Origin of the sequence: Brevibacterium picturae (assembly GCF_900105045.1) — a bacterium.
Classification (GTDB): domain Bacteria; phylum Actinomycetota; class Actinomycetes; order Actinomycetales; family Brevibacteriaceae; genus Brevibacterium; species Brevibacterium picturae.
In genome coordinates, this window is sequence record NZ_LT629739.1 from 2,632,479 (window position 1) to 2,648,235 (window position 15,757).

Annotated in this window: 9 protein-coding genes and 1 tRNA gene; 6 read left to right on the forward strand and 4 right to left on the reverse strand. The window is 64.3% G+C overall.

Going from position 1 to position 15,757, the window contains the following annotated elements:
* Window positions 1-83 precede the first annotated feature (83 nt).
* Window positions 84-1,370, reverse strand: a complete 1,287-nt coding sequence (gene ilvA, locus BLT92_RS12145; RefSeq protein ID WP_092105946.1) for a threonine ammonia-lyase IlvA — start codon at window positions 1,368-1,370, stop codon at window positions 84-86.
* Between the two features lie 249 nt (window positions 1,371-1,619).
* On the opposite strand from ilvA, the gene BLT92_RS12150 reads away from it, so the two are divergent.
* Window positions 1,620-4,007 (forward strand): maltokinase N-terminal cap-like domain-containing protein, encoded by a 2,388-nt coding sequence (locus BLT92_RS12150; RefSeq protein WP_092105947.1) that lies wholly within the window; start codon window positions 1,620-1,622, stop codon window positions 4,005-4,007.
* A 103-nt stretch (window positions 4,008-4,110) separates the two neighbouring features.
* Window positions 4,111-4,201, forward strand: a tRNA-Ser gene (locus BLT92_RS12155).
* A 189-nt stretch (window positions 4,202-4,390) separates the two neighbouring features.
* On the opposite strand, the gene BLT92_RS12160 is transcribed toward BLT92_RS12155, so the two are convergent.
* The gene (locus BLT92_RS12160; protein ID WP_092105948.1) at window positions 4,391-5,764 is read right to left on the reverse strand and encodes an APC family permease; all 1,374 of its coding nucleotides are present in this window, start codon (window positions 5,762-5,764) and stop codon (window positions 4,391-4,393) included.
* 412 nt (window positions 5,765-6,176) lie between these two features.
* Between BLT92_RS12160 and BLT92_RS12165 the strand changes: the two genes are divergently transcribed.
* Window positions 6,177-7,289, forward strand: coding sequence for an MBL fold metallo-hydrolase (locus BLT92_RS12165; protein WP_092105949.1), 1,113 nt, complete (start codon window positions 6,177-6,179; stop codon window positions 7,287-7,289).
* 34 nt (window positions 7,290-7,323) lie between these two features.
* Window positions 7,324-8,478, forward strand: a complete 1,155-nt coding sequence (locus BLT92_RS12170; protein WP_092105950.1) for a C45 family autoproteolytic acyltransferase/hydrolase — start codon at window positions 7,324-7,326, stop codon at window positions 8,476-8,478.
* Between the two features lie 25 nt (window positions 8,479-8,503).
* On the opposite strand, the gene BLT92_RS12175 is transcribed toward BLT92_RS12170, so the two are convergent.
* A complete protein-coding gene (locus BLT92_RS12175) occupies window positions 8,504-9,523 on the reverse strand; it encodes a hypothetical protein (RefSeq protein WP_092105951.1) in 1,020 nt (339 codons plus the stop codon).
* A 74-nt stretch (window positions 9,524-9,597) separates the two neighbouring features.
* Window positions 9,598-10,245, reverse strand: coding sequence for a TetR/AcrR family transcriptional regulator (locus tag BLT92_RS12180; RefSeq protein ID WP_092105952.1), 648 nt, complete (start codon window positions 10,243-10,245; stop codon window positions 9,598-9,600).
* Between the two features lie 157 nt (window positions 10,246-10,402).
* On the opposite strand from BLT92_RS12180, the gene BLT92_RS12185 reads away from it, so the two are divergent.
* Window positions 10,403-13,264: an MMPL family transporter gene (locus BLT92_RS12185; RefSeq protein WP_092105953.1), complete on the forward strand. Its 2,862-nt coding sequence runs from the start codon at window positions 10,403-10,405 to the stop codon at window positions 13,262-13,264.
* Window positions 13,261-15,678, forward strand: a complete 2,418-nt coding sequence (locus tag BLT92_RS12190) for a YhgE/Pip family protein (protein WP_092105954.1) — start codon at window positions 13,261-13,263, stop codon at window positions 15,676-15,678. The genes BLT92_RS12185 and BLT92_RS12190 overlap by 4 nt, the downstream gene beginning before the upstream one ends.
* Window positions 15,679-15,757 lie beyond the last annotated feature (79 nt).

A 15,757-nucleotide genomic window follows, 5' to 3' on the forward strand; every position in this document is an offset into this window, starting at 1 on the left:
GCCGATCTGGGCGGCCGCCCCGGGCAGTCTCGGCAGCTGGTCCCAGGCCCACAGTCGTGGCGACAGACCTCAGGCGATTGGCCTCAGGCGAAGAGACGGAACATGGGAGAGTTCTGGTGCACGCGCTCGATCTCGATCTGTGAGGCGTCCATACGTTCGAGCAGGTTCGGCAGGTCTTCGGCATTGCCGAGTTCGATGCCGACGAAGGCGGGGCCGGTCTCACGGTCGGAGCGTTTGATGTACTCGAACATCGCAATGTCGTCCTCAGGGCCGAGTACCTCATTGAGGAAGCGTCTCAGCGCGCCGGGCTCCTGCGGGAAGTCGACGATGAAGTAGTGCTTGAGGCCCTCGTGGACGAGTGAGCGCTCGAGGATCTCCGGGTAGCGGGAGATGTCGTTGTTGCCGCCGGAGACCAGGCACACGACGGTCGATCCCGGCTCGATGGTGATCGGTTTGCCGGTTCCCGGTGCCCCGATGGCCGCCGAGGCGATGGCGCCGGAGGGTTCGGCGATGATGCCGTCGACCTGATACATGGAGAGCATCTCCGTGGCCACGGCGCCCTCGGCTACGGGGCGGACATCGACGTCGAGGTCGGAGACGATGTCGTAGGTCAGTGCGCCGGCGCGTTTGACCGCGGTGCCGTCGGCGAAGGGATCGATGTTCTCCAAGGTCACCGGCCGTCCGGCTTTGAGGGCCGCGATCATCGAGGCGGCGCCTGCCGGTTCTGCGCCGATGATGGCGGTGTTCGGCATGTGCTCGGCCGCATAGGCGGCAATGCCGGAGACCACGCCACCGCCGCCGACTGGCACGATGATGTAGTCGGGGTCGGCCTCGAGCTGTGCCGCGATCTCCACGGCAACCGTGCCCTGGCCGGCGATGGTGAGTAGGTCGTCGAAGGCCGAGACGAGAAGAGCATCATTGCGGTCGGCGAACCGATGGGCCAGCGCGGAGGCGTCGTCATAGGTGGAGCCGGAGATCTCGATGGTCACGCGGTCGCCGCCGAAATGGCGGACGCGTTCGATCTTCTGCCTCGGCGTGGTCTTGGGCACGAAGATGGTGCCCTGGATGCCGAGCTCCTTGCACGCGCGGGCGAAGCCCTGGGCGTGGTTGCCTGCCGAGGCGCAGACGACTCCGCGGGCACGCTCGGTCTCGTCGAGCTGGAGCATGAAGTTGAAGGCGCCGCGGATCTTGTACGACCGCACCATCTGCAGGTCCTCGCGTTTGAGGTAGACGGTGGAGTCGGTGGCGGCGGACAGCCGCTCCGAAATGTGCAGGGGGGACATGATCACGGAGTCGGCAATTCGCGTCGAGGCCGCTTCGACCTCGTGCGCGAGTGTTTGCTGCTGGGGTGATACGTCTTTTTTCAACACGACTCCATTGTGCTCCTTCTGTCTCGCCCTTGTGCAACTCGTTCCGGAATAAGGACAGCTCAGGTCGCTTCAGGCCATATCAGGATGCCTCAGGATCAGGACGCTTCAGGGAACCTTGCCGGAGGTGGGATGACACTCCGCGGGTGTCGATTCTGGGACCGAGTTGATGATTTCTGGTGCGCCATGCCCAGCGGCGGGCCCCTATCATGGTTGGATGGATGGTGCCCGTAATTCCTTCAAGGAGGCGACATGGCCATCAGCAGTGAGCTGGAACAACTGTTAGCCGGCTGGATACCTCGACAGTCGTGGTTCCCCAAGCTCGCCGCAGATTTCGGAACCGACCCCGATATCACCCCCATGTCGGTGGCCCGCGCCTTCACATACAGGGCCGAGGAACTCGGTGGATTCGCCGGGCTCGTGGCCGTGATCTCCGTCGGCGACGGACCGACCCTGCGCCGGCTCAACATTCCGCTCTCACTGCGCGGAGTCGAAGACATGCACCTGCGCAAGTCGCTGATCGGCCAAGTCGATGACCTGGCCCTGGGGCACGTCTACGTCTACGACGGCGCGGCCGATCCCGTGTTCGTCAATCTCATGGCCGATGCGATCACGAAGCGCAAGGTCTTCGACGGCGGCCAGCTGAGCACCGAATCACTGCGCCACGGCCGGGAGAAGGCCGCCGTTCGAGACAAGCAGTCCAGCCAGCCGTTCCCGGTTCGACAGGCTCCAGCCCGCTCCGCAGACACCCCCGCCGAGGTGGTCCCACCGAAGCCGTCGAAGGCTGCGTTGGTCACGGATTCCCGTGAAGAGCTCCCCATCGACATCCGCCCGATCGAGGTCACTGATGCCGGTGCCCACAAATCGACGGTCATCATCCACGACGAGTACGAGCCGATGGAACTCAGCTTCTTCCGGGTGCTGGAGAACGAGATGCCGTCATCGCTGACGATCCCGGTCTTACTCACCGAGGCGGGCTCCCGCAGTGTGCCCGAGGTCGTCGGCTGGGGCTCGGGCCGGTGGTACGACATGTTCGAGGTCACCGAGATGGAAGCTCCGATGGCTCTGCTGACCCATGTGGACGTCGATGCCGAACCCGCCTGGCGCGAGGCCGTGGACATCGTGTGCGCCGTCGATTCGGGATCGATCGGTGCCTATAACGCTCAGGCCGCAGAGATGGGCCGACGCATCGGTGAGCTCCATTCCGACATGGCTGCCGAATTCGGCATCGTCGAAGGTCGAGGAGAGCCGTCGAGGCTCCTGGCCAAGAAGTGGATCGATCGCATCGACTGGGCGCTGGGCCGTGCACCTCTGGCTTTGGATTCCCTGGTGCCTGAGCTGCGTGCCCACCGTGCGAAGCTGCAGTCGCTGGAGTCGATCGGTGTGTTGCAGAAGATCCATGGTGAGCTGACGCTTGATCATGTGGTGAGCTCAACGACCGACGGATACTCGGTCGTGAAGTTCACGGATTCGACGAACTCGGATCCCAAGCCGGTGGCACTGGACCTCGTGGCACTGCTGCGCAGCGTCGACTACGCGGCCGGATTCGCCCGGCTGCAGCGGACTGGCGAACTCGAATCCGAGGACGGCGGACTCGTCGTCAACGGCTTCGGCAATGACCCATCTGCTCTGCGGGGCATCTACGATTCACCGGAATTCCTCTGGGCATCACAGGTGCAGAACTCGTTGCTCAGCGGATACTCCCGTGCCCGTGGTGAGAGCCTGGGCCTCGGCGATCCCGTCCTGCGCGCGGCACTCGTCGACAGGCTGCTCGTCGAGGTCGTCACCGAGCTGCGCAACCGCCCCAACTGGCTCTCGGTGCCCCTGGCAACTCTGACTCTGGTACTCAAGGGCAAGCCCGCCCGGTCCGGTGACTCGCCCGCCGAGGCGGAGACAAGTGCGCCCGCGACTGCTGCGGATGCCGCGCCGTCTGCGGATGCCGCTCCTGCCGCAGCGGGCTCAGACTCTGCGGGCTCTGCCGCTCGTGTCGCTGCCGGCCCAGGCGCAGATGCCGATCCTGCCACTGCTGACTCAGACTCTGCGGCTTCCGAAGCCGGCTCAGAGGGGTCAGACAAGCCTGGCCTTGTGGTCGAAGCTGACGATGCACTGGGTGCCTCGGACGCTGAGGGCAACGGTGGCGCTGAAACTGTCGGCGACGCTGATAACGGCTCAGACGCTGATAACGGCTCAGACGCTGAGAACGACTCAGACACTGCGGGCGGCTCAAACCCTGCAGACGACGAGAAATCGGCTGAACCTCAGCCGCGATCGGCCACCGCGTCGAACGGCGCTGCCCGGCAGAGCAAGATTCGGCGCCCAAGCCCTGCCGAGCAGTCGGAGACGGTCAATGAGGAATTCGAGGACGAGGAGGACGAGTTCGTCGTCTCACCCGTACCCGCGACGTTCGCCGCCCGCGGTGCCGCCACAGAGGATTCTGACTCGACCGGGCGGCACAACGTGCACGAGGCGAAGTCCGCCGCGCAACAGGAGAGCCCCGCCGCGCACAAGGAGAAGCACGCCGCGCCTAAGGGGAAGCGCGCGAAGTCGACGCCTGTCGATGCCGAGACACGGGAGACGATCGGTTCCGACAAGTCACAGACTGGCGGTTCCGAGAAGGGCACCGAGTCGAGTAAGCACTGATGCCGGTGTCATTGCGAATCGATTAGCAGAAGACAATCGGTCTATGAGAAACTATTGTGGCTCAGCCTCGTGCTGAGTAGGCCGTGGTTCATTGCGAACCATTGGAAGCGTGTCCGAGCGGCCGAAGGAGATGGTCTTGAAAACCATTGAGCGGCAACCCCGCTCCGTGGGTTCGAATCCCACCGCTTCCGCCAAATGAAAGTCCCCGTTCGCATCGTGTAAACGAAGGCGAACGGGGACTTTCGCATCCCTGCACGTGTTCGGAATTCTCCGGCCACAAAACGTTGAATTCCGTTGATGAATTCGACCTTTTGTCACCTGAAAATTTGAGTCTGAGGGCAGTCAGTCCCGCCCCAGCGCGTCTGAGTCAGCCCTACTCCTGCCTACTCCTGAGCCGCCTCCGGTTCGGACATCTCTGCATCGGCCTCGGGGTCATCGAAGCTGCGGACCGTCCGCTTGAAGCCGCGGGTCAGCACAGCCAGGTAGATGACGCCGATGGCCAACCAGATGGCGCCGCCGATGAGGGCGGTCTCGTGCAGGCTCACCCACAGGACGCCGGTGAGGATCGCGCCGATTGCCGGCATCACCACGTATTTGAACGCGGACTTGAAGTCGACGACCTGCTTGGTCCGGAACGCGAAGTGAGCGATGACCGTGAGGTTGACGAAGGTGAACGCGATGAGCGCGCCGAAGTTGATCAGCGCAGAGATGAACTCGAGGCTGAAGGACATCGCGAACAGGCACACCGCGCCGACCAGGATGATGTTGAACATCGGAGTGTGCGTCTTCGGATGGATGTAGCCGAAGGCCTTGCGCGGCAGCACGCCGTTGCGGCCCATCACCAGCATCATGCGGGACACCGACGCGTGGGACGCCAGTCCCGAGGCGACCGTGGCGGCGAAGGCGGCAGCGAGGAAGAAGCCCATGAAGACGGGGCCGCCGGTGAGGAGTCCGATCTCCGGCAGAGGATCGTCGACGACATTGAACTGCGAATTGTCGGGGAAGAGCTGCTGAGCGAAGTAGCTGGCGACGAGGAAGATGGTGCCACCGGCGAGGACTGTCAGCAGAATCGCCTTGGGCATGATGTTCACATGTTTGGCTTCGCTGGTGTACATCGTCACGGCGTCGAAGCCGATGAAGGAGAAGCAGACCACTGTGGCGCCGGTCAGCAGTGCGGACATATGCACGCCCTCGTGCATGAAGGGCTCGGGGCTGAAGACGACGCCTGAGCCCTCACCATTGGTCAGATTGACGATGGCGACGATGCAGAAGAGCGTCACCATAGTGACGGCGAAGACCAGAAGAACACCATTGAGGTTGGCTGTTCCACGCATGGAGACAGTAACGATGGCGGTCATGATCACGGTGTAGAGGATCACCCATATCCAGGCCGGGGCATCGGGGACGAGGGACTCCATATACAGCCGAGCGATGAGGCAATTGACCATCGGCAGCAGCAGGTAGTCCATGAGTGAGGTCCAGCCGACGAGGAAGCCGACGCCCGGACTCATGGTTTCGCGGGTGTAGGTATAGGCCGAACCCGCGGTGGGGAAGACCTTGACCATCTTTCCGTAGCTGAATGCCGTGAACACCATGACGATCAGTGCGATGAGATAGGCGGACGGCACCGCCCCGTTGGTTTCATCCGACACGATCCCGAACGTATCGAAGACCACCGTCGGCGTCATGTAACCGAGACCGAGCCCGACGATGGACCACAGCCCGAGGTTGCGTTTCAGTGAGCCTGACGCAGCCATATCAATCCTCCCCAATGAGTCTTGCCGGATGTCGTGGCGATTGCACCCGACCGTGCTTCCGCACAGGTGCAGAAGTGATCTGCGCCATAGATGCTATCGCTTCTGCAACCGAAAACGAAACCATTCCCACGAAATGAAACGATAACGTCACCTGACGCGCGTCATTCGCAACGAATCCAGTAGAAGTGAATGCTGATTGTCCACACCCGCCGAGGTTGCCCCACCCTCCCGCTCGGACTGTCCTCCCTGGTGGTGTCGGCTCCATACCGCCTATCGAACGACGTTTCAGTAACCGCGAAAAGAGAGTAAGTTGAGCAGCAATGGCAAAGTGGGCCCTCCTTGCGGGGGCCTCGATGGTTCGGCCCCAGGCGGGCCCCACCGTGATGCTCGACGAAGAGAGGCAATCTCAGCAATGGCGATCGAAACACTCAGCTCAGCACAGTCGGCGGCCTGGAAGGATCGGGTCCTGCCCGCAGTGGAGAAGGTCGCCGAAGGCGTGTGGGCGATCCCGGTCCCGATCCCGAACAACCCTCTCGTCTACACCTACTGCTACGGAATCGCCGACGGCTCGGGCCTGATCCTCATCGATCCCGGTTGGGACGGCAAGGACCAATACCTGGCGCTCACCTCGGCGCTGGAGTCCCTGGGATTCACGGTGGCGAACGTGCACGGAATCGCCATCACCCACTACCACCGCGACCACATCGGACTGGTTCCGGCCCTGCTGCACAAGAACCCCGATATGTGGGTGGCCATGCACGGCGAAGATCTGCGCTCGATCAAACAGTTCTTCTCGCAGAGCGTGGACCTGGGCACCGGGGTCGATCCGAGCATCAACATCGCTCGCGCCTATGGAGTGCCCGAAGACCGCTGGGCCGAAGTCGAGGCCCTCCAGGTCAGTGCCAAGAACAGCAGCAAGAACACCCGGGGCGATGCCGGTGCCAAGCCAGGTGCCGGTTCCAAGAACGAATTCGCACTGTTGATGAGCAGCATGCCCGACACCATCACCATCCTCGACGATGAATCGCAGCTGCCCATGGAGTCCGGCGCGCTGCAGGCGCTGTGGACCCCGGGCCACACCTACGGGCATTCGGTCTTCGTCCGCGACGAGGACCAGCTGCTGTTCTCCGGCGACCACGTGCTGCCCACGATCACCCCGAACATCGGGCTCGACAGCGGCGCGATCACGCACAGCCTCGGCGACTATCTCGGTTCCCTCGACAAGATCGGAAACCTGGACGCCGATGTGGCCGTCCTCCCGGCGCATGGGTTCCGCTTCCACGGACTCCACGACCGCAAGCGCGAACTCATCGAGCATCATCGCCAGCGCCTCAACGAGATCACCGAGCGCATGGACGCCACCGACGACCACAGCGTCTACTCGATCGCGCAGGGGCTGCACTGGTCGCGCGGATTCGATTCGCTGCACAACTTCAACCTGTTCGCCGCCCTGGCCGAGACCGCCGCGCACATGCACTACCTGGACATCGACCTGGGAGTGGGGTCGCTCGTCCCACAGGGATGAGATAATCAGGTCCACGAGAGAAGAGGAGTCGCCCGTGAGCACCGACTACGTTCCTGCCGCCGAGGTCAGGCCGGAGGTCTTCACCTCACATGCCGCTGACCACCTCCAACGCGGTGCCCAGCGGGGGCGCGAGCTGCGTACGGGGATCGACTCCGCGATCGCCGGCTACCGCCGCTACTTCGAGTTCCTGTCCATCGCCGAGGAGGACGTGCGCGGTGCCGCCGCCGCGAGTCACGCACGACTCCAGGAATGGTCACCGGAAGCCGCCGAGGAGGTCGCCGCCGTGGCCGGGGCCGCCGGAGTCTCCATCGACGAGCTCATGGAAGTCATCGCCCGCACGGAGATCATGACCCTGGCACCGGCCTCGGCGACCGAATGTTCGACCGTGAGCTTCACCCGCCCGGGGGCGTCGATCGCGGCCCAGAACTGGGATTGGGCGGCCGACTTCTCAACACTCTGGCACATCAACGACACCGGCTCCGTGCCCGGCCAGCTGCGCCACGTGGGCATCGCCGAATACGGGATGCTCGGCAAAATCGGGCTCAACGAAGCAGGCGTCGGCGTGCTGCTCAACATCCTCAAGCACGAGGGCGACGAGCCTGGGGGAGTGCCCATCCACATGATCCTCGAACGGGTGCTGTCGAAGGCTGAGACCCTGGACGAGGCGCTCGAGATCATCCACTCGGCCACGACCACGTCCTCGTCGATCATCACGGTGGTCACCGCCGACGACGTGGTTCAGGTCGAGATCGCCAACGCGAAGAAGGGCGAACGTCGAGCCGAGGACTCGAGCGCGTCCTCAGGTGTCGGCGAAGGGTTCCTGCTCCACACGAACCACTTCCTCCACCCTGACCTCGTCCCGGGCAGCCTCGAGCTCAACGCGACCTCGACCTCAAGGGCGCGTCAGGCCCACCTCGAACGGCGACTCGAGGAATACGCCGGTCCAGACGGATCGTCCAGCCGAGCCGGATCATCGGGCGGGCCCGAGTCGACGGCCGAGCTCGTCGACATTCTCACCACGGGGCAGGGGGAGGCTCCGGTGTCCTGCACACCGGACCCTGGTGCCGCCTATGGGAACCGGTCGGCGACTTTGGTCACCGTACAGATCGACCCGGCCCGCAGGCAGATCGACCTGGCCCCGGGGTCGCCAGCGGACGGGATGCGCGGCAACCGCCGCTATCAGCTCTGAATCGAAGGCTCAGTGAGCAGACCGGTCAGTTCTGGTCGGCACTGCCCGAAGCATCGGCACTGTCCGATTTGGTGGAGGCCTCTTCGTTCGCGGCCTCTTCCTCACGCATCGAGATGACCGTGTCGAGGCCAGCGGCAATCGAATCCGTGTCCTCGAGCGCCGTCTGCGTCAGGCGCCAGGGAACCATGTCGAGATTCTGGTCGCCGATGATGAACCGGATGAAGGGCTGTCGGCTGCGAGGGTCATCGGCTTCGAGATCCGCGCCGTAGCGCCACTGGCCGAATCCGATCCGGCGGATCGTCTCACCGATGAACCGCATCGCGCCCGCGACGAACGGAGTCTCCTCCTCGCTCATCATCTCATCACGCGAGTCGTAGCGAACCTTGATCTGCTTGCCCAGACGGACGAGGCTCTCACGCTCGTACGCCCACGAGGACGGGTCGGCCTGCTCCTGTGTCCAAGCGGCAATGCCCGGCTCCACGGTGCCGATGAAACGGGAGAGGAACTCGACCTCGTCCTCGCTGGAATTCTCGGCTGTGAGCATTCCCATCGCCAGACCGGTGCAGTTGCGTTTGGGCGAGCCGTCGCCGCCCAGGTTCTCGCGGGCCTTGTCGAGGACTGCCGTGAACACTTCGGCGGTTCGGGCATCGACCGCGGCGAGGATGATCGCCAGGATGGGGATGGGTTCGCCCTTCAGCGGCCCCTCTTCGGTGTCCGGGCGGATGAACGGCATTCCGTTGCCGGTTTCCTCGTCGTGGTCCCAGGCTCCGCCGATCGCACGGAGATAGGTCTCGCCGAGGTAGCGGATGAGGCCCTCGACGAACCTGCGGTTCTCCGGATCGATCACCTCGTCGGGGGAGGAGAAGCGGGAGAGGACGAAGAACTCGAGCATCGGCAGGGACTTGGGGCCGAAGTCCTTGGGGAACTTCGCCGTGGTCCCGTCTTCGTTGTCGAAGGTCTCCGGCAGGTCGGCGAGGACGAACGCGCCGAGGCGGACATCCATGTTGTTGATGAAGGCGTAATATTCGCGCTGTAGTTCATTCACGCCAACTACTTTAGTGCCTGAGGGGCTGGTCGTGGTGCTGACGATAGGTCCGGGAGGCAGAGGAGCCCGAGCGTTTAGGGCTTCTGCGAGAAGTCGAGCAGCCGGCTGAGGATGCGCACCATCTGGGTCGAGTCGATCTCGACGATCTCGTCCAACTTCTTCCCCGCAGCCGCGCGCAGTGATGCCTGCGAATGAACGGCGGTGAGTGCTTCGATGAGATCCTTGAGCGGAATCGTCGAGGCGGCTTCCGCGAAGCCGATGGCGTTTTCGATCAGCGATTGGATCCGCTGTCCTTGGAAAGAGTTCAGCTCCGCGTACCTGGGGTAGAGATCAGGCGTGCGCAGACAGTACAGCTCGATCTCATGCTCGGCGATCACCTCGGCGGCGGTGACCTTCTTCTGACTGAATGTGTCATCGATGAACTCGGTGAGGAAGTCCTCGATGTTCTCAGGGCCGCTGCGGTTGAGGCGATCACGCCAGCGCTCGATGGTGGCGTCGAGCATGTCGAGATCGTGGGAGGTGCGCTGTTCGATCGTGGCCAGGACCAGGTCGTCGCGGCTGGAGAAATTCGAGTAGAAGGCTCCCCGGGTGAACCCGGCGGCCTCGCAGATCTCCTCGATCGAGGCCCCATCGATGCCTTTGACGGCGAAGACGGACACGCCCGCCTCCACCAATGTGGATCGGGTCTGCCGTCTGCGGGCGCTGAGATTGTCTGTATTCATCGAACATTTCGTCGTTGTAGCGGTGGCACATCGTTGTCGGCTGGGGGCTGGGCATCCGATGAGAATCTTCACGAAACTCCTGATGCATTTGCGCTGAGGCCAATGCGTCAACAACAATACAGTACTGTATCCAATACACTTTTGTATCGAGGTCTTCGTGTCAACATTCCTGTACGCCCTGGGTCGTCGTGCCTACCGTGCTCCTTTCCGTTACATCGCCCTGTGGCTGGTGATCTTCGGACTCGTCGGTGCCGGTGTCGCGGCGTTTGCGAAGGACTTCGACGATGATTTCACTCTTCCCGGCTCCGAGGCGCAGGTCGCACTCGACTCGATGGAGTCGACCTTCCCCGAAGCCTCAGGTGTCGCCGCCGACGTCATCGTCGTCGCCGACGACGGAGACTCGGTCGAGGACTCCGCGTACAAGGACGAGATCGAGAAGGAAGTCGAGCGGCTCGAAGACCTCCCGCACGTCGACGCCGTGACCTCGCCGTTCGACGACATGGTCGAGGGCACCATCAGCGAAGACGAGTCGGCCGCGATGATCACCGTCCAGTACGACGGCACCCAGCAGGAGGTCGGCGAGGCCGCCCCGGACCAGCTCCTGGACGAACTGGACCCGTTGCGCGACGCGCTGCCCGAGGGTGCCCAGGTCGAAGGCGGAGGCCAGCTCTTTCAGATCACCGGTGTCTCCATCTCCTGGGTCGAAGGCATCGGCGTCGTCATCGCCTTCATCGTCCTGCTCCTGACCCTCGGGTCCTTCCGCGCGGCCGGAATGCCCCTGATCACGGCGCTCATCGGCGTCGGCATCTCCGTGCTCCTAGTCGTGGGATCCACGGCCTTCGGCGCGGTCAACTCCTCCTCGATCATGTTGGCGCTGATGTTGGGCCTGGCGGTCGGAATCGACTATGCCCTGTTCATCGTCTCCCGAGCCCGGGCTCTCCTGGCCGAGGGCCACGACCCGCTCGAGGCCACAGGTCGGGCCGTCGCCACCGCCGGCTCGGCCGTCGTCTTCGCGGGCATGACCGTGATGATCGCGCTGCTCGGACTGTCGCTGGCCGGGATCCCCTTCCTCACTGTGATGGGCGTCGGTGCCTCCGGCTCGGTCGTCATCGCCGTGCTGATCTCCCTGACGATGATTCCGGCGCTGCTGGGGCTGGTCAAGGAGAAGATCACGCCCAAGCCCACGAAGCGCTACCGAAAGGCCTTCGCCGCCGCCCAGAAGAGGGCGGACGACTCTGCCTCCCAGCCAGCGATCGCCGCCGAGGCTCAGGCTGCAGCCGGTGAGCCGTACCCGAAGACGATCATGAACAAGTTCTTCGCCGGTTGGCTGCACGTGGTGACGAAGATTCCGATGCTGACGGTCGTCATCATCGTCGGCGGACTCGCCCTGTTCGCGATCCCCGCCTCCAACCTCCAACTGTCCCTGCCCACCGCAGGCAGCCAAGAGGAGGGCACCCCCGCCCGCACCACCTACGACCTCATCGACAAGCACTTCGGCCCCGGCTTCAACGGGCCGCTGGTCATGACGAGTGAGATCGTGACCTCCGATGAGCCCCTTGACGACGTCGAGCGCATCGAGAGTGAGATCGAAGATGTCGAGGGCGTCGACCAGGTCGTCCTCGCCACCCCGAACCGGGACGCGACCACGGCCCTGTTCCAGATCATCCCCACCACCAGCTCCGAGGACCCGGCGACGCTCGACACCGTCGACCGGCTCCGGGACCTGAGCGCGGACATCGAGGACGAGGATGGTTTCGAGACTGCGGTCACCGGTGCCACGGCGATCCAGATCGACGTCTCCGATCAGCTCGGCAAGGCGCTGGTGCCCTTCGGCATCTTCGTCATCGGACTCTCGATCATCCTGCTGATGATGGTCTTCCGCTCGGTTGCGGTGCCGATCAAGGCCACCGGCGGGTTCCTCCTGTCGGTCTTCGCCTCGTTCGGCACCGTGGTCCTCGTCTTCCACGACGGCCTGTTCGCATCAGCGATGGGCATCGACTCGACGGGACCGGTGATCAGCTTCCTGCCGATCATCCTCATGGGCATCCTGTTCGGACTGGCCATGGACTACGAGGTCTTCCTCGTCTCCGGCATGCGCGAGGCCTATGTCCACGGGGCGACGGCCAGAGACGCGATCAAGGCCGGCTTCGCCTCCTCTGCCCGGGTGGTCTCGGCCGCGGCGATCATCATGTTCTCCGTCTTCGCCGCCTTCGTCCCCGCGGGCGAACCGATCATCAAGTCCATCGCTCTGGCCTTGGCTTCGGGCATCTTCGTCGACGCCTTCCTGGTGCGCATGTCCCTGGTGCCCGCCATCATGCAGATGCTCGGCGACAAGGCCTGGTGGCTGCCGAAGTGGCTCGACCGCATCCTGCCCAGGCTCGATGTCGAGGGCGAGGGATTGGCCCACGAGGTGGCCCTGCGGGACTGGCCGGAGCCGAACTCGAACTACCGGGTCTACGGCCGCGGCATCGCGGTCAGTTCGGGCCGACGTGGATTCGCCCAGGTCGACATCTCCCTCTCACCGGGCCAGATCCTCGTCGCCAGCGGCCAGGCCCGCAAGGCGCTCCTGCTCGCCCTGTCCGGTCGTGTCGGTCTGACCGCCGGGGAGATGAAGATCGGAGACATGGTCCTGCCCGAGCATGCGGGAAGGGTCCGTCGCCGGGTTCCGTACTTCGACCTGGATAAGCGGGGGCCGGGGACGATGCCAACCTCACGTGAGCTCTCACGGTTGGCCGCCTCGGCGCCGGATCTGTTCATCATCGGCGAAGCCGACGCATTGGCCGGTGACAACGGCCGGGACCTGCGCGACCTCGTCTATGATCTGCAGGCCGAGGGCGCGACAATCGTGCTGGGTCTGCCCGACGGCGATGTCACCGGGGTGCTGTCGCCGAACACGAACTATTTCCACCTCGACCTCGACGCGGCCAAGCCCGCGTCCGAGCGTGGAACCGACAATGGCGACGGCGGCGTGCAAGCCCACGCGGCCGGTCACAGCGAAATGGAAGGCGTGCAGTCGTGAGACTCGAACGTGCGAACTCGAAACGGCCCGTGACCTGGCTGTCCCTCCTCGGTGTGGTGCTCATCCCGATCATCGTGGCCGCCGGATTCATCTTGGCCACGTACAACAGCACCGACCGCCTCGACACGATCGAGGCCGCGATCGTCAACAACGACGACGGCGCCGAGGTCGATGGTGAGACCGTGCCGATTGGTCGGCAGCTCACCAGTGGGCTCGTGGGTGAAGAGGACAAGAACATCCACTGGGTCATCACAGACGAAGAGGACGCCGAGAAGGGCTTGTCCGACGGGTCCTACGCTGCGACCCTGACGATCCCAGAGGGATTCTCCCGCGCCGTGACGTCCGTCAGCGACGCCAAGTCCGCCACCCAGACGCAGCTCGACGTCGACGTCTCCGGAGTCGCTCCGGCCGCCGACACCCAGATCGCGCAGTCGGTGGCCGGAGTGGCGCGCACGACCTTCAACACGAAGATGACCGAGAACTATCTCGACAACATCTATGTCGGTTTCAACGACATGAGTGACCAGATGAAGGACCTCGGGGACGCCGCCGGTGAACTCGACGACGGTGCGAAGGACCTGTCCAAGGGCACCAAGAAGTCCGCGAGCGGTGCAGGCGAACTCTCCGATGGCATGAAACAGCTCGACTCCTCGGGAACCGAACTCAACAAGGGTGCCGGCGAACTGTCGAAGGGAGCCGGTGAACTGTCGAAGGGCACCGGTGAGCTCTCGGGCGGTCTGCAGGAGATGAAGAAGCAGACCGCGGACCTGCCCGACAGCACCCAGAAGCTTGCCGATGGTGCCGACGAGCTCTCCGGGGGAGTCGACGAATACACGAAGTCCATCGATGCGATCATCAAGGGCTTCGCCGGTTCCGGCGACGGCTCCGGCTCCGGTGAGGGCGGCGGCATCGACGACCTCGTCAAGGGCGGCAAGGACCTCGACAAGGGGGCCAAGGGCGTCTCCGAAGGTGCCGAGGGCCTGTCATCGGGCCTCGGGCAGTACCGTGACGGTCTCCAGGAGGGCGCGGACCAGGCCGATAAGCTCGCCAAGAGCGGAACCGTGACCGGACTCGATTCGCTGGTGTCGGCGGGCATGATGACCCAGGAGGAAGCCGACCAGGCACGCGCTCAGATGTGCCCTCCCGGTACACCGGATGAGGCCTGCGCGGGCATCGAGAAGGCGTACGCCCAGGGGCTGCTCAACGGCACCTCGGGCGGGCTGAACAGTGCCGTCGACGGACTGGAGCAGAAGCAGGACGGACAGTCCCTGCTCGGCGGTGCGGACAAGCTGGCCGATGGTGCCGGCGAACTCAGCGATGGCATGAGCAAGTTCGTCAAGGGTCTCGAGGACGGCCTCGGCAAGCTCACCGAGGGGATGGAAGACATCTCGAAGAACGCTCCGAAGCTGCTCGAGGCTTCGAAGGGCTTGCGCGAGGGCGCCTCCGGTGTCGCCGAGGGCAACCAGAAGCTTGCCGACGGGATGCCTGAACTCAGTGATGGCATCGCCCAGGTCGCCGACGGGTCGACCGAACTCGACAAAGGCGCCGACCAGCTCTCCGAGGGTCTCGGCGAGTTCACGACCGGCCTCGACAAGTACACCACCGGCGTCTCGACCGCAGCGACGGGAACCTCTGACCTCGCCACGGGGCTGGACACCCTGGCCGAAGGCACGGACAAGTACTCCGAGGGTGTCGGGAAGTTCGCCGACGGGGTGAAGGAGGGGGCGGACGAAGTGCCCTCCTACTCTGCTCCGGAACGCGACAAGCTCTCCACCGTCGCCGCGGAGAACATCAAGGCGCCGGACTCCTCCGACGCGGGGACGGACGTGCTGCAGGGGTCGACGCTCGCGCTGCTCATCATGCTCGCCCTCTGGGTCGGCGGACTCGTCACCTACACGGTGCTCAAACCGATCCCGGCCTCGACCCTGCTGTCGACGAAGTCCTCGGTGGCTGTGTGGCTGCGCGGCTTGGTGCCGGGTGTGATCGTGGGTCTGCTGCAGGCAGTGGTGCTGTTGATTCTGGCGGTGAGCGTGCTGGACATCGATGCGCTCAAGGGCTTCGACATCGCGGTCCTGACGTTCGTCTCCGCGCTCGTGTTCATGGTGCTCAACTTCGCCCTGGTGGCGTGGTTCGGCGGTGTGGGCAGGTTCCTGTCCGTGATCGCCGTGGTCCTCGCCGTGGCCGGTCGCACGATCGGTGCGGTGCCGGGCTTCTTCGACTTAGTCGCCCCGATACTGCCGTTGACGCCGGCGATGAACGGCTTTGCCGCGATCGCAGCCGGAACGACAGGTGTGGGTGCCGCCTACGGAGGCCTGCTGGCCTGGGCGATCATCGGAGTCGTGATGTCACTGCTCGCGATTGTGCGAGCCAGGACCACGAAGCCCGAAGCCGCCCTCGAGATGGCCGACGCATAGCTGCGGAGGTCCGCGCGGGGAGTCTGTACGGGTGGGAGTCCCGCATTGGGGGAGCCCCACGAAGCTGCGTGCGGAGTGT